We start from the raw sequence: 26,231 nt of genomic DNA, 5'->3' as shown, positions 1-26,231 counted from the left end.
CGTTTCCGGCATGGCGAAATTCATCGGCTTTTACCCTGGTATTACCAAGGCAGTTGTGACGTCAGGGCTGTGCGCGGCGATCGGTGCCGGGGTCGTCGCCGGTCCGGCACGGGCCGCGGTCCCGGCTCCGGCGCCGCCCGCCGTGCCGTCCCTGTCGGCGCTGTCGTGGGAAGTCATGGACGCCGGCTCCGGGCAGGTACTGGCCGCGAAGGCGCCGCATCGCCGGCTGCCGCCCGCCAGCACGCTCAAGACACTGTTCGCGGTGACCCTTCTGCCGAAGCTCCGTCAGGACGTCGTGCACAAGGCGACGTCGGCGGATCTGGCCGAGGTCGCCGAGGGCAGCAGCCTGGTCGGGGTCGACGAGGGAAGCCGGTACACGGTCGCCGATCTGTGGCGCGGGGTGTTCCTCAGCTCCGGAAACGACGCCGTGCACACCCTCGCGCGGATGAACGGCGGGCTGTCGCGCACCCTCACCCAGATGCAGGCCACCGCCCGCCGGATCGGCGCCCGCGACACCCAGGTGCGCTCGCCCGACGGCTTCGACACGCCCGGCCAGTTCTCCTCCGCGCACGACCTGGCGCTGATCGCCAGGGAGGGCTTCAGGAACCCCGACTTCCGGCGCTACATGGGCACCAAGTGGGCTCGCTTCCCGGCTTCCGGCGGCCCGCGCGCGTACGAGATCCAGAACACCAACCGGTTGCTGGTCGGTTCGCACGGGGTGGAGCCCTATCGCGGGCTCATCGGCGTCAAGAACGGGTACACCTCGCAGGCCGGCAACACGCTCGTGACGGCGGCCACCCGCAAGGGCCGCACGATCCTGGTCACGGTGATGAATCCGCAGGAGGACTCGTCCAACGCGGTCTACGAGGAGAGCCGCGCCCTGCTCGACTGGGGCTTCGACACGGCGCCGCTGCGCCTGGTGCACGGCGCGGGACCCCAACGCCCCTCCACAGCAAGCAAGTTGGCTGCTGCTGCCGCAGCCGCGCCGGCCGCGCCGGCCGCATCGGTGGAGACCACGGACTCCGGTCCGGGCATCGGCCGCCATCTCGGCGCCGCGGCCGCGCTCCTCGTACTGTCCTGCGTCCCCGTCCTCGTCCGCAGGCGGCTGCGCAAGCGGCACGCCTCACGCTGACCGGCGCGCGGCCGTCACCCGTCGACGGCCGCGCGCCCTTCGGTCCCGACCGGTGTCGGTCAGCGGTGCACGTTGACGTGCACGACCGGGGAGACGGCGCCGCCGCCGACGATGCGCAGCGAGTTGTGCCCGATCAGGCCGAGCTTGACGCGCAGGTCGTAGCCGCCGGTGCGGTTGGTGGTCATGGTGATCGGCAGGGGCACCCAGTGCTTGCGGTTCCCCTGCCACTGCTGGAGCGTCACCCGGGTGCCCGCGCGCAGATGCTGGGTCTTCCCGTAGACGCGGAACTGCTGCCACGCCTTGACGCTGCCGACCGTCGCCTTCGCGCTGATCGACGGGCGCACGGCCTGGACCGTCGCGGTGTGCCCGGGCGCCGCCGCGGCCACCGGGCCGGTCAGCACCGCCAGGGCGGACAGGGCGGCGGCGGACGCGTACTTCATGCGATTCATATTCAACTCGCTGTTCTTTTCCGGGAGTTGTCCGAGCTGGTTACGCGGTCCAAAGATAGGCAAATCGCCGAGACGTCCCGATCAGCAACACGCTCCCCCGGAAATGCTTTTCGGTTTATTGTCCTGGACCACCCCCATTCGGCCCCACGAAATGGTCGGCTCGGGCCGGTCCTCATAACGTCGCAGGAGTCGCCTATTCTCCGGAGGACTCGCATGCGCTCCATATCCGTACTCTCGTCCGCGCTCGTCTCCCTCACCGTGATCGGCCTCGCCTCGCCGGCCGCCGTGGCCGACGACGGGGGTACGCAGCCCGATGTCACGTCCTTCGGATTCACCGTTTCGCCGCGCACGGTCGCCGCGGGCGGCACGGTCACCCTGAGCTCCACGGAATGCGACGTTCCGACGGTGCACGTGACGGCCCCGATCTTCGACAACGTCGAGCTCAATGAGGGCCACTCCGCCACCGCGCGGGTCTATCCGGACGCCAAGCCAGGCGCGCAGTACGACGTCACCTTCGAATGCAACGGCGAAAAGGGCACGACGTCCCTCACCATCGCCACCGGGAACACCGATCCCGGCACCACCGTCAACCGCGGCGTGAAGGCCGGGCTCGGCGGCAGCTCGGGCGGCACCGACCCCGCGCTCATGGCGGCGGGCGGCGCCCTGATCGCCGGAGCGCTCGGTGTGGGCTACCTGCGGCTGCGCAAGCGTCGCACCGACGGCTCCTGACAGGCAGGGACCCCGCCCGTGTCGTCGGCCCCGTCGAAGGCCCGCCGCCCCTCCTGGTCGCTGCTCGCCGTGATCCTGCTGGCGGGCGTGCTGCTCGTGCACCACGGTGTGTCCCAGGCGGACGGCCCGCCGCAGCCCGACCCCGGAGCCGCGAAGCTCGGCACCACGACGCCGCCCGCCGATCCGCTCCCGGCCTCCGCGCCCGTGCGGGTGCGCATCCCGGAGATCGGGGTGAACGCTCCGCTGACCCGGGTCGGCCGGGACAGCGAAGGCTGGCTGGACGCGCCGCCGCCCGAGAACGCCAATCTGGCGGGCTGGTTCACGGACGCCGTCAGTCCCGGTGAACGCGGCACCGCCGTCATCGACGGCCATGTCGACAACGCGAAGGGTCCCGCCGTCTTCTACGGGCTCGGCTCCTTGAAGAAGGGCGAGCACATCGAGGTCGACCGCGCCGACGGCAGGACCGCCGTGTTCGAGATCCACGGCATCGACGTCGTCGACAAGACCCACTTCCCCGACCGCCGGGTCTACGGCAGCACCGGGCTGCCCGAACTGCGCGTCATCACCTGCGGCGGCTCGTACAGCAAGCGCACCGGCTACACGGGCAACGTCGTCCTGTACGGGCTGCTCACCGAGGTGCGCGACCGGTCCTGAGGCGCGGCCCGCGAGGGCCGGTCCACCCGTCGCGGCGGCCGCGGGGCAGGATGCCCGCCATGGGACTTCACGATCTGTACGGGCTGACTCAGGTCATCAATGCCAGGGGGCCGTTCACACCGCTGGGCGTGTCGCGCAGCGATCCGAGGGTCGGGGCCGCCACGGCCGCGGCGCTGGGCGAGTTCTTCGTCATGGAGGAGCTGCAAGACCTCGCGAGCCGGGTGCTGGCCGAGGCCACCGGCGCGCAGGCGGCGACCGTCGTGCACTGCACCTCCTCGGCGATCACGCTGGCGGTCGCCGCGTCGATGACCGGGACGTCGCCGGAGCGGATCGCGGCGCTGCCGGACACCAGCGGTCTGCCCACCCGCGTGGTGCTCCCGGCGGGGCACGCGGTGCACTACGGCCATCCGCTCGTGCAGGACATCCGCCTGGCGGGAGCGACCCCCGTGCTCGCGGGGACCGGGGACGACTGCACCCTCGCCGACCTGGAACGGGAACTCGCCCACCCCGCGACGGCCTGCCTGCTGCTCGTGTCCTCACGCCTGGTGCGCGGGGCCTGCGTGCCGCTCGCGGACGCCGTGGCGGCGGCCCACCGGCGCGGGGTCCCGGCGGTGGTCGACGGTGCGGCGCAGGACTTCCGTATCACCGAACTCCTCGGCACAGGAGCCGACTTGGTCCTGGTGAGCGGCCAGAAGTACCTGGGCTCCCCCACCGCCGGCGTGGTGCTCGGCGGCGCCGGTCCCGTGCGCGCGGTGCGGGCGCAGGAGAAGGGCATCGGCCGGGCGATGAAGGCCGGCAAGGAAGCCGTCCTCGGGGTGCTCGCCGCGCTTCAGGTGCGGCAGGACACCGATCCCGACGCGTGGCGCCGGGCCCAGACGGAGAAGGTCGCGCGCTTCGTGGAGCGGGCGGGCGCCCTGCCGGGGATCCGTGCGACGCTCGCCGCCGACCCGACCGGGCTGCCCTTCCCCCGCGCGAAGCTCGGGGTGGACGCCGCAGGAGGTGGGCCGGACGCGGCGGCACTGGCCCGGTCCCTGCGCGCGGGCTCCCCGGCGATCTGGGTCCTGGACCACGCCCAGGACCAGGGGGAACTCCTCCTGGAACTCGTCCCGCTCACCGACCGGGAGATCGACGTCGTCCTGGACCGGCTCGCACGGCTCCTGGCGGCCTGAGGCGGTTCGTCACCCCTCAGGCCCGCCCGCGTCCCCGGCCGGCGGTCAGACGCGGCCGCCGGTCAGACGGGTGACCGGTCCCTGGCCGGCGCGTTCCGCGCGGCGTCCCGCCACGAAGGACGCCGCGGTCAGGGCGGACACCCCGACCGTGGCCCCCGCCGCGATCACCTTGGGGTTCTTCAGCGCGGTCCACGCGGTCGTGGCCGCGGAGGCCACCTGCCCGGCCGCGGCCGTGACGTTGTCGCGCGCGGTGGTGACGGCGGCCCCGGTCGTGGTCGCGGCCCGGCCGGCGGCCTCACCGGCGCCGGTCGCGGCACGCGCCGCCCCGGTGCCGGCCGACTCGGCGGCGCGGCCCGCGGCCTCTGCGGCGGACTCCGCCTTCGCCGCCGCCTTGCGTGCCGTCCTCGTCCTGTTCTCGTCGTCTCGTGAATACGTCATGGTGTGCGGTTAGCCGTCTTCGGCACACGCAAACACCGCGGGCGCGCTCACCGGCCGGCGAGAAGCTCCAGCGTGTCGATGACGCGGTTCGAGAAACCCCACTCGTTGTCGTACCAGGCGACGACCTTGATGTGCCGCCCGTCCACACGGGTCAGCTCCGAGTCGAAGATCGCCGAGGCCGGGTTACCGGTGATGTCGGACGAGACGAGCGCGTCCTGCGAGTACTCGAGGATTCCGGCCAACGGCCCCTGCGCCGCCGTGCGGTAGGCCGCCAGCACGTCGTCGCGCGTCACGTCCCGGGCGACGGTCGTGTTGAGTTCGACGATCGAGCCGACCGGGACCGGCACCCGGATCGAGTCGCCCGACAGCTTCCCGTCGAGGTTCGGCAGCACGCGGCCGATCGCCTTCGCGGCGCCCGTCGTGGTCGGTGCGATGTTGACGGCGGCGGCGCGGGCCCGGCGGGCGTCGCGGTGCGGGCCGTCCTGAAGGTTCTGCTCCTGCGTGTAGGCGTGCACCGTCGTCATGAACCCGTGCTCGATCCCGGCGAGTTCGTCGAGGACGGCGGCCAGCGGGGCGAGCGCGTTGGTCGTGCAGGAGGCGTTCGAGACGATCGTGTGCAGCTCCGGGTCGTACGCGTCGGTGTTGACGCCGTACGCGAGCGTGACGTCGGCGCCGTCGGACGGCGCGCTGACGAGCACCTTCTTCGCGCCCGCGTCGAGGTGCGCGCGGGCCGCCCCGGCCGAGGTGAAGCGGCCGGTCGCCTCCAGGACGATGTCGACGCCGAGTTCGGCCCAGGGCAGCCGGCCCGGCTCCCGCTCGGCGAGCACCTTGATGCGGTGGCCGTCGACGACGAGGTCGCTGCCGTCGGCGCTCACCGGGCGGCCGAGCCGGCCGGCCGTCGAGTCGAAGGCGAGCAGCCGCGCGAGCGCGGTGGGCTCCGTGAGGTCGTTGACGGCGACGACCTCCAGCTTGCTGTCGCGTTCGAGCAGGGCGCGCAGCACGTTGCGTCCGATGCGGCCGAATCCGTTGATGGCGATACGAGTCATGAGAAATGTCCCTTCTCTCTTCGCCCTCAACACTCGCGCGCGGCGCCCCCGGGTGACAGCGGCACGATCGCCACGGTCCGCAAGGATCCTGCCAACCGGTTCCGCCGCGGGTAGCGGGCTACGCCTGCCGGCCGAAGGTGCGCCGGTACTCGCTCGGTGTCGTGCCGAGGATGCGCTGGAAGTGCAGGCGCAGATTCGCGCCGGTGCCGAGGCCGACGTCGGCGGCGATCTGCTCGACGCTGCGCTGCGAGCGCTCCAGTTGTTCGCGGGCCACGTCGATCCTGGCCCGCATCACCCACTGCATGGGCGTGTAGCCGGTGTCGTCGAGGAAGCGCCGCGAGAAGGTCCGCGGTGACACCGCCGCGTGCTCGGCGAGGGCTTCCAGGGTGAGCGGTTCGCCGAGGCGGTGCAGTGCCCATTCGCGGGTGGCGGCGAACCGTTCGCCGAGCGGTTCGGGGACGCTGCGGGGCACGTACTGGGCCTGGCCGCCGCTGCGGTACGGGGCCGCGACGAGGCGTCTGGCCGCGTGGTTCGACGCGGCGACGCCGAGGTCGCCGCGCAGGACGTGCAGGCACAGGTCGATGCCGGAGGCGGCACCCGCCGAGGTGAGCACGCTGCCCTCGTCGACGAACAGGACGTTCTCGTCGACCCGCACCCGCGGATGCTTCGCGGCGAGCGCCCGGGTGTAGTGCCAGTGGGTCGTGGCGCGCTTCCCGTCGAGCAGTCCGGTGGCGGCGAGGGTGAAGGCGCCCGTCGAGATGGCGGCCAGCCGGGCGCCCCGCTCATGAGCGGCCGTCAGCGCGTCGACGACAGCGGGCGGCGGGTCGTCGCGGTCCGGGAACCGGTAGCCGGGGACGAACACGATGTCGGCCCACGCGAGCGCCTCAAGGCCGTGGGCGACGGTGTACGACAGCCCGTCCCCACCGGTCACCGGGCCGGGGGCGGCCCCGCACACCCGTACCTCGTACGGCATGCTCGCGCGGGTCGTGAACACCTGGGCCGGGATGCCCACGTCGAGCGGCTTGGCGCCCTCGCTGACCAGGACGGCGACGCGATGCAGGCGGGAGGCGGACACGGGGACGAGCGTACGCGGGGTCGAGGTCACCCGGCCTGCCGGGCGCTGCCGGCCGCCGGTCCCGCGAGCGCCCCGAGGTGCGCGGCGGCGGTCCGCCAGGCGTCCGTGACGGCGCCGTGCGCGCGGCGTGTGGCGGCGATCCGGCCGCCAGTCAGGGTGAGCGGTGCCCCCACGTGGACGTGCAGGGCCGGTCGGCGCAGCGGTGCGGTCAGCACCCCGGCGACCTGCTTGGCCACGCTGCCCGAACTGATGCGCCGCGCCCCGGCCTGGCCCACCGGCACGACGGGTGCCCCGGTGCGCTCGGTCAGCCGGGCGACCCCGCTGCGGAACGCGCGCGGGGCGGCCTCGCCCGCGTCGGCGCGGGCCGGTATCCCGCCCTCGGCGTAGACGAGCAGCAGGCGCCCCTCCCCCAGCGCGGCCGCGGCGAGGTCCAGGGCACGGGCGGCCCGGCGGTCGCCGCGGTGCACGGGGATGTACCCGTCGCGCGTGAGGGCGCGGCCGAGGAGCGGGGTCCGCCACAGTCCCGCGGCGGCCATGACGACGGGCCGCGCGTCGAGGCGGTGCAGCGCCGCGAGCACGACGGCCGGGTCCGTGAGCGAGGTGTGGTTGGCGACGATCAGGCTGCCCGGGGCGAGCGCGGCGTCGTCGTCCGTGGTCACGGTCAGGCGGCCGACGGTCGGCACCAGCAGGGCGGCGAGGCGACTGAGCAAGGGGACTCCCGGTCTCGGGCGATGGTGGGTTCATCGTCGGCCGGGGCGGTGACGGTGGGCCTGAGTGCGCGTACTCACTTTCGCATGAGGCCCACCGCCCGTGTCCCTCCGGTCAGGTCTCCGGGTGCGTCGCGGCGGGCGCGCTCTCCGGCTCCCCTGCGGACGCGCGCGCCGCCGGGGCGGCCGGCTCCTCACCGTTCAGGACCTTCTTGGCCGTGACCCGGTCCAGGGCGCCCTCCCACCGGGAGACGGCGAAGACGGCGACGCAGTTGCCGAGCAGGTTCGTGGCGACGCGCATCGAGTCCATGATCCGGTCGACGCCGAGGAGCAGGGCCACCGCCGCGGCCGGGATCACTCCGAGCGCGGAGGCGGTGGCGGACAGCGCGAGGAACGCCGAACCGGGCACGCCCGCCATGCCCTTGCTGGTGAGCATGAGGATCAGGACGACGGTGATCTGCTGGCCGAGGCTCAGGTCGACGCCGATCGCCTGGGCGATGAACAGGGTGCCGATGGAGAGGTAGATGGAGGCGCCGTCGAGGTTGAAGGAGTAGCCGGTCGGCAGGACCAGGCCGACGGCATCGTCCCGGCAGCCCGCCGCGCGCAGCTTCTGCATCATCCGCGGCATCACGGTCTCGCTGGATCCGGTGCCCAGCGCGAGCAGCAGTTCCTCGCGGGTGTAGCGGACGAACTTCCACAGGCTCAGGCCGGTCACGGCCTTGAGCGCGAGGGCGAGGAGGGCGAGGAAGGCGAGGGCGACGCCGTAGCAGACGGCGATCAGCTTTCCGTACGTCGACATCGCGCCCACGCCGTACTCCCCGACGAGGTGGGCGGTGGCTCCGAAGACCGCGAGCGGGGCGAGCTTCATGATGTAGCCGACGATGGTGAACACGACGTCCTGGGCCTGCTCGATGAACGGCAGGATCTGGGGCACCTTGCGCTGTCCCAGGTGCAGCAGCGCGGCGCCCACGAGGCAGGCGAGGACGAGGACTTGGAGCAGCGAGTTCTCGGCGAAGGCGCCGACCGCGCTGTCCGGCAGCGACTCCAGGATGAACTGGGCGGTGGACGGCAGGTGCCCGCCGCCCGTGGCGTCGTCGACCGCGCTCTGGTCCAGCTTGGCGGGGTCGACGTGCATGCCGGCGCCCGGCGCGAGCACATTGCCCGCGACGAGCCCGACGACCAGGGCGACGCTGGTGGCGACCTCGAACCAGATCAGTGCCTTGAGACCGATGCGGCCGAACGCCTTCAGGTCGCCGGCCTTGGTGATGCCGGCGACGACGACGCAGAAGACGAGCGGGGCGATCATCGCCTTGATGAGGCGGACGAATCCGTCACCGAGTGGTTGCAGCGACGAGCCGATCTGCGGCCACAGCCTTCCGACCAGGACTCCGAGCAGCAGGGCGAACAGAACTTGTGCGAACAGACTGGTGCGCAGGACACGTCCTGCGCGACGGACGATACTTCCGGTGGCGTGCGGCACGGGCACTCCTACGAGACGGTTGTTCTGCGATACGGAAACAAACTTCCGCGCCGCCTCACTATTACGGCCCTCGATACGTCACGAAAGATCTCCGATCAACTTCCGTGCAGATCTTGGAGATTGATCCAACACGGCGGTGCCCATGTGTCCGCCTTCGAGAGACTTGGGCGGGCCTCAGACGTCGGGGACGTCGTGGCGGCCGATCGGGATCACCAGCGGGGTGGAGCCGACCGGGTCCGTGGTCACCTTGGTCAGCTAAGGCAAGGCCAACCCTGTTTCTCCTGATGGGGCAGCCTCATCGCCCCTCGCGTCGCCGGAGCTCGACCACGCCCCGGGCGCATGCCGCGGAGGCTGCGACGAGTTGGCGCGGGACCTCCGGATCAGCAGACCTGCCATCACTGTTCCCGCGACGCTGGAGGCCGCGGCGATGGTCCATGCGACGGGGCCGAGCGGGGTGCAGCCGAAGAAGTGGCTGACCCCCGGGGTCTGTACGACGGCGACGAGTACGGCTGCGGATCCGAGGCCGGCCGCGATGACGGTCGCACTGCGGTGGCCGGCCAGCAGGGTCTGGCCCAGTTGGGCGCCGACGAGCGAGAGCAGGGCGACGGTGCGGGCCCGGGCCGCGCGGCCGGTGGGGCGGGCCAGCAGCCATCCGCCGAGGGCGGCCAGCGCGGTGGCGCCCGCGCGGATGCCGGTCTCGCGGGTCAGGGCGGTACCCAGGGAGATCTCGGGGCCCTCTTTGAGGGATTCGGATGCCAGGGCCTTGCGGGGCGGGCGGGTGGCGACGGCGACCGCGGGGACGAGGTCGGTGAACAGGTTGACGAGCAGCAACTGCCGTGCGGTGAGCGGGGACTGGCCGGTGAGGGCCGCGGCGGTCACAGCGAAGGCGATCTCCCCGAGGTTTCCGCCGACGAGGATGGCCAGGGCCTGGCGCACGGTGGCCCAGAGGGCGCGGCCTTCGATGAGGGTGGCGAGGACGGGTTCGAGGCGGCCGTTGGTCACGACGAGGTCGGCGGCGGCGCGAGCGGCCGGGGTGCTGCGCCGGCCGAAGGCGATGCCGACGTCGGCGAGGCGGATGGCGGGGGCGTCGTTGGCTCCGTCGCCCGTCATGGCGACCGTGCGGCCCTTGCGTTGGAAGGCACGGACGACGCGGACCTTGTGGTGGGGCGTGGCGCGGGCGACGACGCCGACCGTGGGGAGCAGGTCGTCGAGGCGGTCGTCGTCGAGGGCGTCGAGTTCGGCGCCGGTCACGACGCGGTGTCCGTTGACCAGGCCGAGCTCTTCGGCGATGGCCTCGGCTGTGCCGGGGTGGTCCCCGGTGATCATCACGATGTGCACGCCTGCCGCGCCGAGTCGGGCGATCGGCTCAGCGGCGCCGCCGCGTACCTGGTCCACGAGGAGGAGGAAGCCGAGGAAGTCGAGCCCTGTGACGTCCTCGTCGGCGAGCTCGTTGTCGTCCGGCGTCCGCTCACCGGCGGGGTAGCGGCGTTCGGCGACGGCGAGAACACGGTGTCCGTCCGCGGTCAGCTTCTTTCCCTCCGTCAGCACCGCCCGCCTGCCGGACCGGTCGAGGGGCCGGCCGTCTCGGGTGGTGCAGCGGGCCACGACCTTCTCGGGTGCGCCTTTGACGGACAGCAGCAGCCCGTCACGGTAGTGGCCCTGGGCCGCGTGGAATCCGCGGCTCGGCTCGAACGGCAAGGTGGCGGTGTGCTTCCACCCGGGCGCCGCTGTGTCCCGGCGTACGCCGTGCGCGTGGGCGCGGCTCGCGACGGCCTGGTCGGTGACGTGGGCCAGCCTGCGGCTGCCGCGCGCGCGGGGCGTGGCCCGCAGGCCCGCCGCCAGGACCGCGCGATGGTGCGGTTCCAGCTCGTCGAGGAATCGGGTGCGTCCCCGGGCGTGGACGGAGGCGAGGTCGAGGCGCCCGTGGGTGAGCGTGCCGGTCTTGTCGAAGCACAGGACGTCGGTACGGCCGGCCGCCTCGATGGTGCGGGCGTTACGCACGAAGACGCCATGGGTGGCCGCCAGGCGTCGTGCCGCGGCGAGTTGGGCGGCGGTGACCAGGAACGGCAGTCCTTCCGGCACGCTGGCGACGGCCAGTGCGACGGCTGCGCCGATCGTCTCGCGGACCTGGCGGCCGCGGAGCAGTCCCGCCGCCACCACGGCTCCCGCCGAGGCGAGGGCCGCGGGCAGCGCGGCCCTGGTGATCTGCCCCAGGCGGCGCTCGACCCCGGTCTGCGGGGCGTCCTCGCCGAATTCCGTGCCGCGTTCGGCTTCGGTGGCCGTGCCGGTGGCGACGACGACGGCCCGGGCGTGTCCGGCGGCCAGGGTGGTGCCCTCGTAGGCCATGGACGAGCGCTCGGCGAGGTGTCGGGCCAGGACCGGGGCGGCGGACTTGGCCACCGGCAGCGACTCGCCGGTCAGGGCCGACTCGTCGGCCTCCGCTCCGTCGGCCGTCAGCAGCCGGCAGTCCGCGGGCACGACGTCGCCCGCGTGCAGGCTCACGACGTCCCCGACGACGAGCCGCTGCGCGGGGATCTCCTGTTCCGCCCCGTCGCGGACGGCCCGGGCCGGGATCACCGAGCGGTGGTACAGGCGGGCCGCCGCCCGGTCCGCCCGGTAGCGCTGGGCGCCGCCGATCAGGCCCGACGCCGCGGTGACCGCCATGATCATCGCGGCGTCCAGGACCGCGCCGACCGAGGCGGACACGGCGGCCCCGCCGACGAGGACCGGGGTGAGGGGGTTGGCCGTCTCGGCGACGAACGCACGTGCCAGGGACGGCGGGGCGGTGCGCGGGGACGGCCGCAGCCGTGCCCGCACCTGATCGGCCGTCAGCCCCTGCTCCGCGCTTCCGGTCCTGGCGAGCACCGTGGCCGGGTCCATCGCGTGCCACGCGGGCGGCACCGCCGCGCCGGGAACGGGCCGCGTCAGCACGCGCGCGGCGGACCACACCGCTGCGGCCAGGCCCAGCACGGCGACCCCGTTCACGGTCAGCAGACTGCGCGCGAGGGGACGGCGGACGAGGACGTCGCTCACCGCGTTGCTCGCCGCTCCGAGACCGGCGGACACCTGGGCGAGCCGCACGCCCCAGTGCCCGACGGTCCGCTCGGCCTCGCACGCTTCCAGCAGCACGATCGCCTGGCCGAGCGCGGACCCGATGTGGACATGCGCGCCCCACGGCGGTTTCCCGTCGGTGCCGGTGACTCCCGCTCCGAGGTCGGCGGCCGCCAGGGCGTCCCGCTGTCGTGACACCAGCAGCACGCCCGAACCGTCGCGTTGGGCCGCCCGGACGGAGTCGATCAGCCGGGCGCCGCCCTCGACCACCCTGTCCCCGCCCGTCACCTCGGGCGCCTTCAAGTCCCCTTGCGTGGTCAGCACGGTGAGGCCGGCGCGCCGCGCGGCGGCGATGAGCCCGTCCCACGCCTCGTCCGCTTCCGGCACCACTCCGACCAGGGCGTGCAGCCGACCGTCGCGCACCAGACCCAGCACCTGGAGGGCGCCGCTCTGCTCCAACTGCATGTGCGCGTCGACGTACTTGGGGTACGACTCCGTGCTCTGCGGATCCGGTCGCGGGCAGCGGTCCACGGAATCGAGCCGCCACCGCCCTTCCTCGTGCGCCTGATCGAGGCGCTGCGGATCGAACAGCCGGTGTGCCGCGGCGGCCATCTCCCCCGCCTCCTCGCTCGCCTCGACGGGAAGCAGGTCCGTGAGCAGGTACCGGCCGGTCAGGAGAGAGTCGACGTCGAGGAGGGCGACATCGATACGGTCGAGCCGTCGCAACGCCGCGCTGTCGGTGACGAGCAGGCCACGCCGGGACAGCCCCCGCCCCAGCACACAGGCGAACGCCTCCCTGGCCAGCCAGGACGCTTTGGGAATCGCCGACACGGCCGCGCCCGCCGCGCGCAGGGGCTGACGGGTCATCGCGAGCGTCCCGGCGAACGAGGCGCCCGCCACGGCCGCGGCACGGTCGGCGTACCGCTCCACCGCACCGGCGCGCAGGGGCACCTCACGGGGCATCGGGCGCACGCCGACCGCGGCGAACCGTTCGGCGGTGCCGGTCAGGTGCGCCTCCGCCGCCTGCCAGGCGGTCTGTTGGGCGCGGAGTTCCCCCAGGCGCAGGGCATGGCGCAGTGCGTCGACGCCGAGGCCGAGGCTCAGGCCGGAGCCGGCGTTGATGACCGCGCCGAACAGGGCCCGGACGACTTCCGTGTCCTGCAGCCCGAGGACGCGCTCCACCGAGCGGCGCAGGCGCGGCTGCGCGTCCAGGGTATTCAGCACGGAGACCGTCAGTTCCGGGAGCGGAGCCCGGCCCGCCAGTCGTGCCAGCAGGGCCACCGGCACGGCCGTCAGGTGAGCGGCGAGCACCACCTGTGCCTGGCGCGTCGCCACGGGCAGCCAGGGGTGAGCGGGCAGTGCGCCGTCGGCCTCGTGCTCGTCCTCCAGCGCCTGGGCGGCGTCGGCCAGGACCTCGACCGTCCGGTCGCGGTCCACGGTGTCGTCGACGGCGGCGACGACGTGCCCGAGATGGCTGTTGACCGCCACCCAGCGCACCCCTGGCACGGCGGCCAACCGCTGCTCGCAGGCGCGGGCGAGACGCTCGGCTCCGGTGCCCCCGAGCCCGCGCACCGCGATGTGGATGCGCTCACCGCGCAGGTGGGCCCGCGCGTCGAACGGTACTCCCAGGCCGGTGAGGAGCGGCCGTACCAGCGCCCGCACAGAGACTGTTCCGAGGTTCCACATAGTGCGGCCCACCTCTCCGCAGCCTGGCGGCCCCGAGGTAGGTATCCTCCCGCACAGCTACCCCCGGGACACGGTCGCGATTCGGCCTTCGCACCCGGCAGACCGGGACAACCGGAGGATCGGCGTGACCCGACCGGGCACGGGTACGCAGAGCACTCTCAGGCAACGAGACAGGAGCTGAGATGCCCAGTCCAGCCAAGAGCAAGCGGGACACCGTCACCGTGCACGAAGCCTCGCCGCCGGAGGAATCCGTGCACGTCGAGGCCCACGAGAACGACCAGCACCTGACCATGCACACCCTGCATGCCAAGCTGCCGATCCCCTACTTCACGCCAGGTGACCTCGCAAGCAATACGCGGACCGTCACCGGCTGGCTGCCCTCGCCACCGCCGACGAAAGACCTTGTCTACTACGGTGGCCTGAGCGCTCTCGCCCTGGCGGGAGCCATCGAATGGCCAGTGGCTCTGGTGGTCGCCGGAGCGACCTGGGTGGTCCGGGGCACACGTGAAGCCCCCGCGCACCGCCCGCGCACCGCGCACGAAACGGAATCCGTACCGGTGACCGGTACCGGAAGCTGAGGAGAAGTCGTCCGCGTGGCGGCGCGGCCTGCGCCGCCACGCGTACACCACTCAGACGGTCGCCGTGCCGGCCTGCCGGTTCCGGACGTACGCCCAGTACAACTCGTACGCGAGCCGAGCGAGGATCACCTCGGCCACCATCAGCCCGACCTTCACCAGCAAGGCCTCCACAAACCCACCCATGGGTCACACTCCCGTTCACCGATCCACGTCCGGACACGTCCGGCCTCCGGCCCGCCGACGTCGCCGCTTCGCCGGGCAGTTGCCCTGCGGACAAGGCGGCCGGATGTCGACGGGGCGAACTCTGGTTGAAGCAGCGGTGACGAACGGGGGCACTCCTGTCCGGCGATCCAGTGGTACGGGACGAGGGGGAACCGGTGCTCGTCGCGCCGATGGTGCGCCGCGGGTACAACAGTGACGGGACACGCTGATCCGCTGATCCACCGATCTGCTGAAGACCCCGTACTCGACGTCAGTGACGCCTGCAGGGCGAGCCGCAGCCCGCGTCCGCGCCGACCCTAAGCTGGGCGCGGACGCGCTGAGGCGTCCAGGAAGCCGGGAGACATCCCTGTGAGTGCAGAGCTCGCCCCCGGGGCGCGTCCGCGATCCGCCGGATCGTCCCCGTACCCCGTGCAGGAGTCGTGCCCGTTCTGCCGCATCGTCGCCGGGGTGGCCCCTGCTCGAGTGCTGCGGGAGTGGCCGGACACCTTGGCCATCGTGCCGCTCGCCGCGGTCACACCCGGACACGTCCTGGTCATCCCTCGTGCCCATGTGGCGGACGTCGGGGTGGATCCCGCCGTATCGGCGCGCACCATGCGCCGGGCGGCGGAGTTGGCCGCCGACCTCGGTGAATGCAACATCATCACCTCGCGCGGGGAAAGCGCCACACAAACGGTGTTCCATCTGCATTTGCATGTTCTTCCCCGATACCCGGAGGACGGCCTGGCGCTTCCTTGGGCGCCCGCTTCTTGATCGGGCGATCCGCACTCCTATTTGTGTGCCCTTCGTGAAGATCCTTGGTTTGAGCCAAGATTGGCTGGATAAAAAGAGGATCAGACGAACTGCACGGCACTCACTTCAGCGGTGCAGCCGTCGTTCGGGGGGTTCAATTGATGGAAATCGCAAAGGCGTTCGGGCCTGAGTTGCGCCGACGTCGAGAAGAGGCAGGTCTCTCCCTTTCCAAGCTGGCGGACCTGGTCAATTTCTCCAAGAGTCACCTGAGCAAGGTCGAACGAGGGAAACGCCCGAGCGTTCAACTCGCCCGCGCCTGCGACCGAGCGCTCCACGCCGAAGGGGCCTTGAGTTCGCTGGCCGGTCCGCAGACGGGCACCTCGGCCCAGGGGGAGGAGTCCAGGGCCGCGTCTCCCGCCGCCACCGCGGACACCTGGTCCGCGCCCTGGACACTGCACCTCTCGGTGGACCGCGGAAACGACTTTATGGCTTTTCACCCAAGGGCCCTGTCGGATCCCACCGAGAAACCCGCGGTCATGTCCTGGCGCCTGCCGGAAAAGCCCGATGGAGAAGGTGAGCGCAGCCTCGCCTTACCTCATTTCCGTGCGCTCTTCGACGAGTGCCGCGCGCTGGGACAGACATTGGGTCCCGGAGTGGTCTCCCCTCTTCTCGTGACTGCCACAAACGCCCTGCGGACTCTCGCCGGTACCGCGCCCGGCGCCGAGCGAAGTTCGCTCCTGCGCCTCGCCGGCCGTTTCGCGGAGTACGCGGGCTGGATGTCCCAGGAAACCGGCGACGACTCCGCGGCGCTGTGGTGGACGGACCAGGCCGCCGCGTTGGCCGCCGCCTGCGATGACCACGATCTCGTCGCCTACTCCCTCATCAGGCGCGCGGAGATCGCCCTCTACGCCGAGGACTCCCGCGGCACCGTCGAACTCGCCCTGCACGCCGCCCGGCAGACCGACAATCCACGGGTGCAAGGGCTCGCCGCCCAGCGCGAGGCGCAGGGATACGCCCTTCAAGGCCTCGACTCCGCCTGCCGCCACGCGCTGGACCGGGCCGCCTCACTGATGTCCGCCGCTTCCGCCGACGGCCCTCCGGACCCGGACGGGCCGCCCGTGCTCGGCAGCCTGCACATGGACGACCCGACAGGCTTCGTGTCCGGATGGTGCCTGCTCGACCTCGGGCGGGCCGAGGAAGCAGCCGGCACCCTCGCGGCAGGTCTCGACACCGTGCCCGAGACGGCCCGCAGAGCCAGAGCGCGCCACGGCGCCCGGCTGGCCCTCGCCCTCGCCGACTGCGGCGAGCTCGAACACGCCTGCGCGGTCGCCGCACATGTCACGGCCTCGTTGCCGATGGTGGACTCCGCCACCATCCGCTCCGAGCTGCGCAGGCTCAACCGCGCCCTCAACCGGTGGCATCACGACCCCCGCGTGCGATCGGTCACGGCGGGAATCGCCGCCGTCCTGCACGCGGAAGGCCCCCGCCCGTACGGCGGAACCGGCGTCCGGGGACGCGCCGTTTTCTGACCGTCGTTCCGGACGGGACCCGGGGTGTTCCGTTGCCCCGGACACGGGGCGCGGGCAACTGATTGAACTCCCCCGACGCTGCTGAAAATCTCACCATTCTCGGCTCCGGCAACACCTGTGCCCGGTGCTGTCCTGAGCCACGCGATCCGAGGCCGCGTACCCACGCGGCCTGTTCCGGCTCCGAAGGAGTCTCTCGATGACCGGCATCTTCATCAACTACCGCACCGGCGACGGCGGCGAGGCCGCCGTACTGATCGACAACGATCTTCGCCTCCGCTTCGGGGACGATCAGGTCTTCCGCGACCGGCGCGCCATGGAGCCGGGCATTCACTACCCGCCGGAGATGGCCCGTCGCCTGGAGGCGAGCACCGTCGTCCTCGTGCTGATCGGCGAGCACTGGCTGAAGGTGACGGACGAGTCCGGCAACCGCCGGATCGATGACCCGGACGACTGGGTGCACTGGGAGATCCGCCGCGCACTGGACCTGGGGAAGATCGTCGTCCCTCTGCTCCTCGACGGCGCCGCGCTGCCCACGAAGGGTGAACTGCCTTCCCGGATTGCACAGTTGGCGGAGCGTCAGAACAGCCGGCTGGTCATCCCGTACGCGCACGAGCAGATGGCCCCCATCAGGGCGTTCCTGGAGCGGCACGTACAGCCCCGGCCCGCGGCTCCCGCCGTACCCCCGCCGTCCAAGTACCACGTCGCGTCGAACACGGGTGTCGTGGGCGACTGGGGCACGTACATCGAGAACGACAACTCCGGGCTCCGCGGGCGCCGGGACCCTGACGGCGACGGCAGGACCGCATGAGCGCGGAGAACGCGGCGGACGTTCCGCCGGCACCGGAGGCGGAAGCGGGCGCTGACGCCGAACACATCCCGGTGGAGTCCGCCGCGGAACCACGGACCGACGATGGCCTGATCGCGGAGGAGCACACCGCCGGCGAACCGTCTTCCGGACGGTCGCCGCAAGCGGCCAGGGACGCAGCCGGGGACGACGTACAGGACACCGCGGGCAAGGGGAGCGGGGACGAGGGCGGCACCGCCCGCAAGGACACCGCGAAGCGTTCTCCCGCCGACGACCTCCAGGGCGAGGAGCACGTCGACTTCGGGGCCAACGTGCGCGAGCGGCAGAACGGTCTCCTCGCCCACCGTGCCGCCGTCAGCGGCGACGGACTGGCCATGTACGTCGAGAACTTCAACGCGGACGGCCGACGGAGTGTCGGGGTCCGCATCAGCCGGTTCACCCAGGAACGCGTCCTCGACCTGTACGAGGACGTCCCGGGCCAGTCCGAGATCGAACAGGCCCTCAAGGAACACCGCGTCGTCGTGCTGTGGGGACGCGTCGGCAGCGGCCGCCGGTCCACGGCCGCCGTCCTGCTCGCCCGGCGGGTGGCCCGCTACCGCATCAGGTTGGTGCACGCGGACGGCGGTGGCGACCCGCTCCAGGCCCTGTGCGAGGCGCCGGGGCAGCTCGTCGAGGGCCACGGATACCTGCTGGACGCGGGCGACCGCCCGGTCACCCCGGAGATGCTGGACCGGCTGGTGCACGTGGTGACCGACCGGGGCGCTCACCTCGTGGTCATCGGTACCCGCGCCTCGACGGGCTCGGAACCGCTGCGCGGCCAGGTCTTCGAGCACGTCCATCCCGATCTGGCGCGAGTGCTCGAGAAGCACCTGGTCGCGCTGTTGGCCGGTCACGTCGACGGCTGTCCGCGGGCGCGTGGCCCCGAGCAGCACACGTGCGACACCGCGGCGGTCGACCGCTACGTGGCTCAGATGCTCGACCATCCCGAGGTGCAGCCCCTCGTCAAGGTGCCTCCCGTCGAACAGGTCGTCGACCTCGCCCGGTACCTGGCGAGCGCGATCCACTCGGAGGAGCCGGACCTGCTCGCGATATGGCGGGACCGCATGCGCCACCTCGCCCGGCGCATGCTCTCCGGCGACGGCGACCCCGAGGAGGGCGCTCCGGCCGCTGCGCACGTACAGCCCTTCCGCATGGCCTACGCGATGTTCCACCTGCATCCGCTGGCCGACGCCTTCACCGCGGGAGAGGTGCTCAGCGCCGAGATCCTGCCGCTGTACGAGACGCGCGAGTCCCCGCCGCCCGGCCATGTCTTCAACCGCGACCTCGCCCGGCTCATCCCCGTGGAGATGCGCTCCGCCGACGATGCCGACGGCGCGACCCCGCGCCGGGCACACCTCGTGGACGTGAACCTGCTGCATGCCTTCCTGGAGGTGGCCTGGCACGAGTACGACAGCCTCCGCAGTCCGCTGCTGAACTGGCTCACGGCGCTGCTGGGACGGTCCGACCTCGGGCTGGAGCGTGTGCGCGTCAGAGTGGCCGAGATCGCCGGGATCCTGCTGCGCCACGACTTCGACGGCGTCTACCGGCAACTGATCCGCCCGTGGGCGAACGGCGAGTCCGCGGTGTACCGGCAGTGCGCGGCGGTCGCCATGGAGGCCGCCTTCCTCGACGAGGGGCTCAAGGACCGGGTGGCCGGCCAGGTGCGCGACTGGTCGAACAGCCCCGGCCTCCTGCTGCAGGACAGCGCGGCGCGCACCTACGGCACGCAGGTCGGTCTGTCCGACGTGCCCGCCGCGCTGCGCCAGCTCACCTCCCTCGGCGCCCGGCCGGAGCTCGCGGCCCGCAACTCCGTGGCCTTCTCCACCGCGTGGCTCTACCTCAACGGCGAGGAGGACGCGGTCATCGCACAACTGGGAGCCTGGCTCGACGCGTCCAGCGACCATCTGACCCGTCACGCCGTCCGCACCACGCTGACCCTCAGCCGTTTCGGCTCCGGACCGGGGCGCCGGGGCCGGCCCGCTCTCGCGGAACGGGCGCTGGTGGACGAGCAGTTCCTGGATCTGCTGGCCGCCCTGCTGGCGAGGGCCCTGCTCTCGGCGGAGACCTCCACCCGGGCCTGGGACCTGATACGGCAGTGGCTGGTGGCGGCGGACGACCACGAGGACCTGGCGGCTCTGTTCGAGACACTCGCGCTGCGCATCTTCTCCCGGGCCCTGCGCTCCCGGGCTCTGTGGCATCTCCACGTCTGGGAGCTGCGCCACACGAAGTCACCCACTCTCCGACGCATCGACCTGGCCGTGCGGACCGCTTCCGGTCCGCACGGCCGGTGAAAGGGGACCGTCATGGCCTACCGAAAGGGCTTCTTCGCCCGGCTGCGCGACCGGTGGCGCGCCCGTCGCTCCGCCAACCGCGAGGTCGATTACGAGCCGCCCGGTCCTACCGAGGTCACCACGCCGGTGCCCGACGCCGAGGCCGATACGCCCGCCAAGCAGTCCGAGGTCGTGGAGACGGTGCTCGACGCCACCGATCTCACCGTGCCCGCCCGGGGCGAGCTGTTCGACTTCCACCTTCTGCCGTATTTCCGGTGGACCTGCGCCACCCTCGACTACGACGAACTGCACCAGCGTGTGGCGCGGTTGGAACCGGGCGCCCGAGCCAAGCTGGTCCGGCGGGCCTGGACGGTCTCCCGCGACCATGTCCCGGAGGAACCGGCGGCGGCCGAGAAGGCCATCAATCGCGAACTGCGGCCCGGCTGGTGCTACGAGGACGGCAAGCACATGATCTGGTGCCGGCCCCGGGTCGGTGTCCGCATGGACCCTGCCCTGCACCGGTTGGTCCAGCCGTTCCGGCTGACGGAGCGGCGCATGCGGGAGGAGCACGACCTGCGCCGGCTCAAGGCCGAACAGGCCCAGCACCTGACGCACGTCTGGCTCGACGTCATCGCCGAACTGGAGCAGCTCGGCGAGCTGCAGCCTGCCCAGGGCGATGTGCCGGCGCACCGTGAACTCACCCCGGCGCAGCTGCAGTTCCTCGCGCCCTTCGCCTCGGTGCTCGCCGACGAGGACTTCGCCGCGGCGATGGCCCGGCTGCGGGACGCCCGCAGGTCCGGCACCCATGTCCTCGCCGACGTGCTCGCCGAGGCGAGCAGGAACCACGAGCGGGTCGGCCTCTTCGAGTTCGCGAACGCCTACGACAAGGCGCACAGCAGCTTCTGCCAGCTCATGGGATTGCAGCCGTTCTCGTGGGTGGACCGGGCGACGGCGTCGCAGGAGGACCCCGCATGAGACGTTCCACCGGACGGGCGAGGGACCTGCTGGCCCCGGTCCTGGTCCTCGCCCTGTCGGCCGCCGGACTGACCGCGTGCGACACACCCCCGCCGCCGGACCCGTGCGCCTGGACGACGCAGGCGCCGAAGTCCGGGCTGGGCCGGACGGTGGTCATGGTGGACGTCTCGGCCTCCTTCCGCGACGCTCCCGGTTCGGGCACGGTGCGCGATCCGCGGGACGCCGTCGCGGAGTACGTCCGGCGGGCCGTACGGCAGAAACGGACCGTGTCGGTCGCCGCGTTCGACGGCCATGGCCCCACCGGCGTCCACTGGCTGAAGCCCCGCTCCACGGACTGGGCCGCCGAGGACGGCAATCCCGACGGTCAGGAGCAGCTGCGCAAGGACGCCGTCGACTGCATCCAGAAGGACGTCGCAGCGGCTGCCCGAACAACAGCCGCGAAAGACGGCACGGACGTGCTGGCGGCGATACGGGCAGCCGGCGGCGCACTGCACGACGTGCGCGGACGCCGGGAGCTGATCGTCGTCAGCGACGGTCTGGCGACCACCGGCTGCGCCGACCTGACCCGGTCCCTCTTCCAGGAACACGAGGAGATCGACGCGATCCTGCGCGTCTGCCGGAACCGCAAGGAGCTGCGGGACGGAACGCTCACCGGGGTCCGGACGGTCTTCACCGGACTCGGACAGCCCGCCGTCGACCAGCCGGTCCCCACGGCCGCCCAACAGCAGTGGCTGGTGGACCTGTGGACCGTGCTGTGCGCACGGTCCCATGCGCGGAGCGACCGGAGGGCTCGCTGCGACATCGCCGGCACCCAGCTGGCCGTCCGGCGCACCGCCGGGACGTCGGGCACGAGGGTGACGGCCGCCGCCGATCCGGCCGTCACCTTCGGCGACGGCCACCGGCAGCGCTACCGGCTCCCCGGCGCGGCCCTGTTCGACACGAACTCCGCGACGCTGCGGCCCGGGGCGAAGGACACGCTGGCCGAGATCGCCGTGGCCGCGCGCAGCGTGCCGGGCGCGCGGGTCCGCGTCGACGGCTACGTGGACCCGCGCGGCGATCGGGCGAGCGACGGGCCGCTGTCCCAGGCGCGCGCCGACGCGGTCGGCGACCAGCTGCGGGAACTGGGCGTCGACAAGGTCACGAGCCGTGGGCGAGGGCTGGCGCCGGGCTGCCCGGGCCGGGCGGCGTCCGCGGGAGCGGACCGGTTGCAGTGCGACCGACGGGTCGACATCGAGGTCGTCACATAGTCGCGGACATCGCGGGCCGGCCCTCGGACGGGGCCGGCCCGCGGATCGAACGGTCACCAGACGAGCGGGTACCAGGGAAGCGAGCCGAGGAATGAGCGTCAACGGTAATGCGCCGCAGGCGGCACGGCGGTCTCCGGGCGCGGTCACGTGCCCCGTCCAGGTCCTGCGACCGGCGGACGGCGGTGACGACGCCGGGCCCTGGCCGCCGGCCGGGCGGACGGTGGACCGGACGGACAGCAAGGAACGCGCCGCCCTCATGGCCGCGTTCGCCCTCGCCAACAGCGGACTCGCCCAGGCGCACGCCGGGCTGGGCGAGCGCGCCGCCGACGTGCAGCGGTCCGCCGACCGGGCCCGCGGTGCGCTGGAGGCCGTCGAACGCTTCGAGCACACCCGGACACCGGGGAAGGCCCGGCAGCGGGCCGAGGAACTCGACGCGGAACACGCCCAGGACGGGCCGGAGGATCTGCGTCGCTCGTCCCGGCTGTGGCGCTGGGTCCTCCTGCCGCTGGTCGTGCTGGCGGGCATGGCTTTCGACACCGCCTTCATCGGCACCATCCTGCAGGCCCTGATGAAGGTGGGCCCCCACCAGGCCGCGTACTACCTGGCGTATCTGCCGGGGCTGGCGGTCCCGATCTGTCTGCTGGCGGCGGGCACCCTGCTGGCCGAATCCTGGTTCCGCCACCGTGTCACGGCCGCCCGCGGTACGGAGCGGACGCGGCGCCGTCTCACACGCGAGGGCCGGCGCCTGCGCCTCGAGCGCGTCACCGAGACCCGTGAGCGGAGCAGCCTGCCCTGGCCGGTCGCCGGATGGCCGCTGTTGTTCACCCTGGGGATCCTCGCGATGTCCGGCTTCTGGGCCTACACCAGGACCGTGCAGGTCGGCAGCGACCGACTGGGCTTCCTCGCCGCGTACCGGCCCGCTGTGGTCGTCCTGCTGCTCATGCTGGGCCTCGCCACGGTGCTGGCCAAGATCATGGCCCACAACCCCTACGCCCACCGTGCGAAGCGCATCGTCGAAGGGGCGCAGGAAGCGGAGAAGACGGCCGCGGACCTGCTCGCCGCAGCCCGGAACGAGATCGCCCGGCTGCTCACCTCCTGGTCGAGGCTCAAGTCCGCGACTCTGGCGGCGGAGGATCAGGCGCACCGGGCTCTGGACGACGCCTGCATAGCCCTTGTCCAGGACCGGGCCCGCAGCGGTGTGGCCGGAGACTTCGCCTTCCCGCTGCGCGCGCTCGCCTGGCCGTGGCCGCAGGAACCTCTGAGCGACACCGCAGGTGGAACCGCGCCCCCTCCCCCACGGGTACGGATGGAGCTGCTGGAGGACATCCACACCGTCCTCACCCGTTGCGATCCGGAGCGACTGCACGAGGCCCTCACCAACGTGGCGCGCAGGATGAACACCCAGTGGAACCTCGACGCGGCGTCGGCTGCCCCGGGGACGAAGGAGGCAGCCGACGATCCGGCCGGCCCCGCGGCACCGCCGCGGCAGCCGGAGAGTGCGAACGACCCGCAGGTGACGGAGGAGGGCACATGATCCCAGCATCGTGGGAACAGCGGGCCAAGCACCTGGAGTTCCTTCAGAGCGCCATCGCCCGGCTGAGCACGAACTCCTTCCTGGTCAAGGGCTGGACCATGACCGTGACGGGCGCCTTCCTCGCCGTGGCGGCACAGTTCTCCACGTGGTCCGTGGCGGCGACGGCCCTGGCCGTGACCGTGGGTTTCTGGTGCTTGGACAGCTACTACCTCCGCCAGGAACGTCTGTTCCGCTCCTTGTACGAGAAGGCGGCGGTCGGGGATCCGGCCGCCGTGCCGCTCTTCACGATGGACGTCGACCGGTACGGCGGCCCGGTGGGCAACGCCACGGTGTTCCTGTCCCGCACGCTGCTGCTGTTCTACGGCATTCCGGTACTCATCGACGTGGCGGGCATTGCCGTCCTTGTCTGACTCCCGCCCGCCTTGGACCAGCCCCCTCGGTCCCCCGGGCGAACCATGAACGCGCCCTACCGGTGCCGGGTGCATCGCCTCGTGCGAGGCGAAGATCGTCTGATGCCCGATCGTGATCCACGGGTGTACAACCCCGTGCGGATCCCGGCTGTCTGAAAGGCGCCGGAGGACGAGTCTCCGGCGCCTTTCGGTACAGAGATCGGGGATCAGGTGGGGAAGAAGGTATGGAGAGCTGTCGTGGCCGGTGGCGCGGCGGCGGTGTTCACGGGCGTGGCCGCGGTGCCGGCCGGGGCGGCCGAGGGCGGGGTCTCGTTCACCCGTGTCCAGGTGAACGGCGGCAAGCCCATCGTGATCGGGGTGTCGAACGAGGTCGCGGTGCCCACCTCCTTCCGGATGGCGACCACCCACAAGTGGAAGTGGCCGGCGGTGTTCCTGTACCGCGGCAGTACAGGTGACCGACTGTGGCACGCCGTCGAGACGAGCGACTGCATCACGGTGAGCTCGGGCGTCTGCGACATCAACGAGACGATGTACTTCGACCCGAGCGAGTGGGACATGCTCACCAGCGAGGCCGGAGCCTGGAAGGTCGCGGCCGAGGTGTACTTCCAGGGCGGCGGCGGTGACGTCGATGACGAGGGCCTCACGGCCTACGTCAAGCGCAACTCCCGCCTGACCGTGAATGCCTCGCCCGAGCCGGTGTCCAAGGGCAGGACCATCACCGTGACCGGAAAGGTCACGCGGGCCAACTGGGAGACCAAGAAGTACGCCTCCTACGAAGGCCGCCTGGTGAGCCTGCAGTTCAAGCCCACCGGAGCCACCGCCTACACCACGGTGAAAAAGGTGTACGCGAACGCCTCGGGTGATCTCAGGACGACCGTGAAGGCATCCAAGACGGGCACGTGGCGCTGGGTGTACTACGGCAACACCACTACCGGGCCGTCGACTTCGGCCGGGGACAACGTCGTAGTGAAGTGAGTTCCCTGGCTGCCTCTCGAGCTGCTCGGCATCCAACTCCCCCACCCGTTGCCGTTTTCGTGGCTCCGCAGTCGGGCTTCCGACCTTCGGCTCCGGCACGGCTTCCCCTGTTGGACTGCTGGCCCATCCTCGTCGGCCTTGACGGCGGAGACGTGCGGTTCGGGACCCTGGATGAGCGACGTCTGTGGAGGAACCCGAGCGCCTGACGCTGTCCCGCAGCCACAGTTACGGGACAACCTTCAGCCTGAACAACGCGACAAAGGGGCCGGGCAACTGCCCGGCCCCTTCACGTGACCTTCTGCTGGCGAGCCCATCGGTCGAGATCCTCAACCGTGAACTGTTCATCCTCCAGGGCAGGCGCCCGCCGGTTCCTCACCGCGACCGGGTGGTGAACTTCGTGGTGGTTCCGCGGGCCGTCGCGGCGATGTACACATTCCTGCCGGCCGACCGGTCCATCCGGATCGAGGTCCTGCTGGTGCTGCCGTGCTCGTGCGTGGTCCATGTGATCGTCTTCTCCGCCTTGCTGGCGGATCAAGCCGCCGTCCGCCCCGAGCGGCTTTTCGCCGTATGACCTGCGGAGCCCGACGGCGGAGACGGCGCTCGGCGACGGAAGACCATCACCTCGCCTGGATGTGGGCATGACAGACATAGGCATGGTGCTTCCCTCCGGAGGCTGGAGAACTGAAGGCACAAGGAGGAGTGGAGCAGTTTCGGAACTCGGATCCACTGACCGTCCGTGACTACACGCCAGTCGTGTCGTCCCGAGACATGCAGTTGAGCGCGCCCGCCGCCGAGTACCTGCCCGCCACGGGCGCGGGCAGGGCTGAGCCAGGTCTCCCCAGCGTGCTCGCCCACCTCGGCGGACAGGATCTGCGGCGGCCTCTGACGACCAGTCGGTCCACGCCTGTTCGCGCTGCGTCGAGGCGAACGAATGGTGCCCGCGGGCCGGGCCCACTGGCATGACACGCCGGGTACTACTTCTCGGTCGTGCTTGATTCCCCACTGATGGACGCTCGGTAGATGTCCGCATAGGTACGCGAGTCCTTGACCAGGTCGTCGCAGAACGCGGCGACGTCCTCGCCGGTGAGTTCCAGGACCCCCCTGCCCGAAGCGGCGCCCTCCTCGAAGAAGTCGACGATCCCGGGGAGCAGAGGCCCGTCGGGCAGATCGACCGGTCCGATCTTGAACAGGTACTTCTGCATCTCCTTGTAGACGATCTGGTAGTCCGGCGGGAGCGCCTTGACCCGAGCCGTATGCGCCCGCCACTGCTTCTTGCCTTCGATGATGTCCTGGATGCCCACG

At 71.9% G+C, this 26,231-nt stretch carries 24 protein-coding genes and 1 pseudogene; 15 read left to right on the top strand and 10 right to left on the bottom strand.

Going from position 1 to position 26,231, the window contains the following annotated elements:
* The first annotated feature begins 55 nt into the window (after nucleotides 1-55).
* Nucleotides 56-1,132 carry a D-alanyl-D-alanine carboxypeptidase family protein gene (locus ACQUQD_RS37570; protein ID WP_428956690.1) on the top strand — a complete coding sequence of 359 codons (1,077 nt, stop codon included), beginning with the start codon at nucleotides 56-58 and terminating at the stop codon, nucleotides 1,130-1,132.
* Nucleotides 1,133-1,191: 59 nt separating this feature from the next.
* Here the strand turns inward: ACQUQD_RS37570 and ACQUQD_RS37565 are convergent, their stop codons facing one another.
* On the bottom strand, nucleotides 1,192-1,572 hold the full coding sequence (locus ACQUQD_RS37565; RefSeq protein ID WP_428956689.1) for a hypothetical protein: 381 nt from the start codon (nucleotides 1,570-1,572) through the stop codon (nucleotides 1,192-1,194).
* Nucleotides 1,573-1,794: 222 nt separating this feature from the next.
* On the opposite strand from ACQUQD_RS37565, the gene ACQUQD_RS37560 reads away from it, so the two are divergent.
* From ACQUQD_RS37560 to ACQUQD_RS37550, 3 genes are read left to right on the top strand one after another with little or no spacing between them, the layout of a single operon-like run.
* Nucleotides 1,795-2,310: a hypothetical protein gene (locus ACQUQD_RS37560; protein ID WP_428956688.1), complete on the top strand. Its 516-nt coding sequence runs from the start codon at nucleotides 1,795-1,797 to the stop codon at nucleotides 2,308-2,310.
* An 18-nt stretch (nucleotides 2,311-2,328) separates the two neighbouring features.
* A complete protein-coding gene (locus tag ACQUQD_RS37555) occupies nucleotides 2,329-2,964 on the top strand; it encodes a class F sortase (protein WP_428956687.1) in 636 nt (211 codons plus the stop codon).
* Between the two features lie 59 nt (nucleotides 2,965-3,023).
* The gene (locus tag ACQUQD_RS37550; RefSeq protein WP_428956686.1) at nucleotides 3,024-4,133 is read left to right on the top strand and encodes an aminotransferase class V-fold PLP-dependent enzyme; all 1,110 of its coding nucleotides are present in this window, start codon (nucleotides 3,024-3,026) and stop codon (nucleotides 4,131-4,133) included.
* A 45-nt stretch (nucleotides 4,134-4,178) separates the two neighbouring features.
* Here ACQUQD_RS37550 and ACQUQD_RS37545 read toward each other — a convergent pair whose 3' ends face one another.
* The 6 genes from ACQUQD_RS37545 to ACQUQD_RS37520 form a co-directional block, all read right to left on the bottom strand.
* A complete protein-coding gene (locus tag ACQUQD_RS37545; protein WP_428956685.1) occupies nucleotides 4,179-4,571 on the bottom strand; it encodes a hypothetical protein in 393 nt (130 codons plus the stop codon).
* A 47-nt stretch (nucleotides 4,572-4,618) separates the two neighbouring features.
* Nucleotides 4,619-5,617: a type I glyceraldehyde-3-phosphate dehydrogenase gene (gap, locus tag ACQUQD_RS37540; protein WP_428956684.1), complete on the bottom strand. Its 999-nt coding sequence runs from the start codon at nucleotides 5,615-5,617 to the stop codon at nucleotides 4,619-4,621.
* Between the two features lie 118 nt (nucleotides 5,618-5,735).
* Nucleotides 5,736-6,692, bottom strand: a complete 957-nt coding sequence (locus ACQUQD_RS37535; RefSeq protein ID WP_428956683.1) for a GlxA family transcriptional regulator — start codon at nucleotides 6,690-6,692, stop codon at nucleotides 5,736-5,738.
* A 26-nt stretch (nucleotides 6,693-6,718) separates the two neighbouring features.
* Entirely contained in the window at nucleotides 6,719-7,402 is a 684-nt protein-coding gene (locus tag ACQUQD_RS37530; RefSeq protein ID WP_428956682.1) for a lysophospholipid acyltransferase family protein, read from the bottom strand.
* A gap of 112 nt (nucleotides 7,403-7,514) precedes the next feature.
* Entirely contained in the window at nucleotides 7,515-8,879 is a 1,365-nt protein-coding gene (locus ACQUQD_RS37525; protein WP_428956681.1) for a cation:dicarboxylate symporter family transporter, read from the bottom strand.
* A gap of 255 nt (nucleotides 8,880-9,134) precedes the next feature.
* Nucleotides 9,135-13,592: an HAD-IC family P-type ATPase gene (locus ACQUQD_RS37520; RefSeq protein WP_428956680.1), complete on the bottom strand. Its 4,458-nt coding sequence runs from the start codon at nucleotides 13,590-13,592 to the stop codon at nucleotides 9,135-9,137.
* A 206-nt stretch (nucleotides 13,593-13,798) separates the two neighbouring features.
* On the opposite strand from ACQUQD_RS37520, the gene ACQUQD_RS37515 reads away from it, so the two are divergent.
* On the top strand, nucleotides 13,799-14,194 hold the full coding sequence (locus tag ACQUQD_RS37515) for a hypothetical protein (RefSeq protein ID WP_428956679.1): 396 nt from the start codon (nucleotides 13,799-13,801) through the stop codon (nucleotides 14,192-14,194).
* Nucleotides 14,195-14,245: 51 nt separating this feature from the next.
* Here the strand turns inward: ACQUQD_RS37515 and ACQUQD_RS37510 are convergent, their stop codons facing one another.
* Nucleotides 14,246-14,377: a hypothetical protein gene (locus ACQUQD_RS37510; protein ID WP_428956678.1), complete on the bottom strand. Its 132-nt coding sequence runs from the start codon at nucleotides 14,375-14,377 to the stop codon at nucleotides 14,246-14,248.
* Nucleotides 14,378-14,764: 387 nt separating this feature from the next.
* Here ACQUQD_RS37510 and ACQUQD_RS37505 point away from each other — a divergent pair, with 387 nt between their 5' ends.
* On the top strand, nucleotides 14,765-15,166 hold the full coding sequence (locus ACQUQD_RS37505; RefSeq protein WP_428956677.1) for an HIT family protein: 402 nt from the start codon (nucleotides 14,765-14,767) through the stop codon (nucleotides 15,164-15,166).
* 80 nt (nucleotides 15,167-15,246) lie between these two features.
* Here ACQUQD_RS37505 and ACQUQD_RS37500 read toward each other — a convergent pair whose 3' ends face one another.
* The gene (locus ACQUQD_RS37500; RefSeq protein ID WP_428957794.1) at nucleotides 15,247-15,480 is read right to left on the bottom strand and encodes a hypothetical protein; all 234 of its coding nucleotides are present in this window, start codon (nucleotides 15,478-15,480) and stop codon (nucleotides 15,247-15,249) included.
* On the opposite strand from ACQUQD_RS37500, the gene ACQUQD_RS37495 reads away from it, so the two are divergent.
* From ACQUQD_RS37495 to ACQUQD_RS37455, 9 genes and pseudogenes are all read left to right on the top strand, one after another.
* Nucleotides 15,379-16,674, top strand: coding sequence for a transcriptional regulator (locus tag ACQUQD_RS37495; RefSeq protein ID WP_428957749.1), 1,296 nt, complete (start codon nucleotides 15,379-15,381; stop codon nucleotides 16,672-16,674). The genes ACQUQD_RS37500 and ACQUQD_RS37495 overlap by 102 nt on opposite strands.
* Before the next feature lie 196 nt (nucleotides 16,675-16,870).
* Entirely contained in the window at nucleotides 16,871-17,482 is a 612-nt protein-coding gene (locus tag ACQUQD_RS37490) for a toll/interleukin-1 receptor domain-containing protein (protein ID WP_428956676.1), read from the top strand.
* Nucleotides 17,479-19,809: a hypothetical protein gene (locus ACQUQD_RS37485; RefSeq protein WP_428956675.1), complete on the top strand. Its 2,331-nt coding sequence runs from the start codon at nucleotides 17,479-17,481 to the stop codon at nucleotides 19,807-19,809. The genes ACQUQD_RS37490 and ACQUQD_RS37485 overlap by 4 nt, the downstream gene beginning before the upstream one ends.
* 12 nt (nucleotides 19,810-19,821) lie before the next feature.
* The gene (locus ACQUQD_RS37480) at nucleotides 19,822-20,763 is read left to right on the top strand and encodes a hypothetical protein (RefSeq protein ID WP_428956674.1); all 942 of its coding nucleotides are present in this window, start codon (nucleotides 19,822-19,824) and stop codon (nucleotides 20,761-20,763) included.
* On the top strand, nucleotides 20,760-22,010 hold the full coding sequence (locus ACQUQD_RS37475) for an OmpA family protein (RefSeq protein WP_428956673.1): 1,251 nt from the start codon (nucleotides 20,760-20,762) through the stop codon (nucleotides 22,008-22,010). The genes ACQUQD_RS37480 and ACQUQD_RS37475 overlap by 4 nt, the downstream gene beginning before the upstream one ends.
* Before the next feature lie 91 nt (nucleotides 22,011-22,101).
* Nucleotides 22,102-23,544 (top strand): hypothetical protein, encoded by a 1,443-nt coding sequence (locus tag ACQUQD_RS37470; RefSeq protein ID WP_428956672.1) that lies wholly within the window; start codon nucleotides 22,102-22,104, stop codon nucleotides 23,542-23,544.
* Nucleotides 23,541-23,954: a hypothetical protein gene (locus tag ACQUQD_RS37465; RefSeq protein ID WP_428956671.1), complete on the top strand. Its 414-nt coding sequence runs from the start codon at nucleotides 23,541-23,543 to the stop codon at nucleotides 23,952-23,954. Before ACQUQD_RS37470 ends, ACQUQD_RS37465 begins: the two co-directional genes overlap by 4 nt.
* A gap of 210 nt (nucleotides 23,955-24,164) precedes the next feature.
* Complete coding sequence (locus ACQUQD_RS37460) at nucleotides 24,165-24,929, top strand: hypothetical protein (protein WP_428956670.1); 765 nt, start codon at nucleotides 24,165-24,167, stop codon at nucleotides 24,927-24,929.
* A gap of 385 nt (nucleotides 24,930-25,314) precedes the next feature.
* Nucleotides 25,315-25,472: pseudogene (locus tag ACQUQD_RS37455) on the top strand (arsenic resistance protein); the annotation flags it as partial.
* A 431-nt stretch (nucleotides 25,473-25,903) separates the two neighbouring features.
* On the opposite strand, the gene ACQUQD_RS37450 reads toward ACQUQD_RS37455, so the two are convergent.
* Nucleotides 25,904-26,230: a DUF1048 domain-containing protein gene (locus ACQUQD_RS37450; protein ID WP_428956669.1), complete on the bottom strand. Its 327-nt coding sequence runs from the start codon at nucleotides 26,228-26,230 to the stop codon at nucleotides 25,904-25,906.
* Between the last annotated feature and the right edge of the window lies 1 nt (nucleotide 26,231).

The sequence above is a fragment of the Streptomyces sp. cg35 genome, from assembly GCF_050410835.1.
GTDB lineage: Bacteria > Actinomycetota > Actinomycetes > Streptomycetales > Streptomycetaceae > Streptomyces.
The sequence above is the reverse complement of the archived record's forward strand: the minus strand, read 5'-3'. Positions and strand labels throughout refer to the sequence as shown.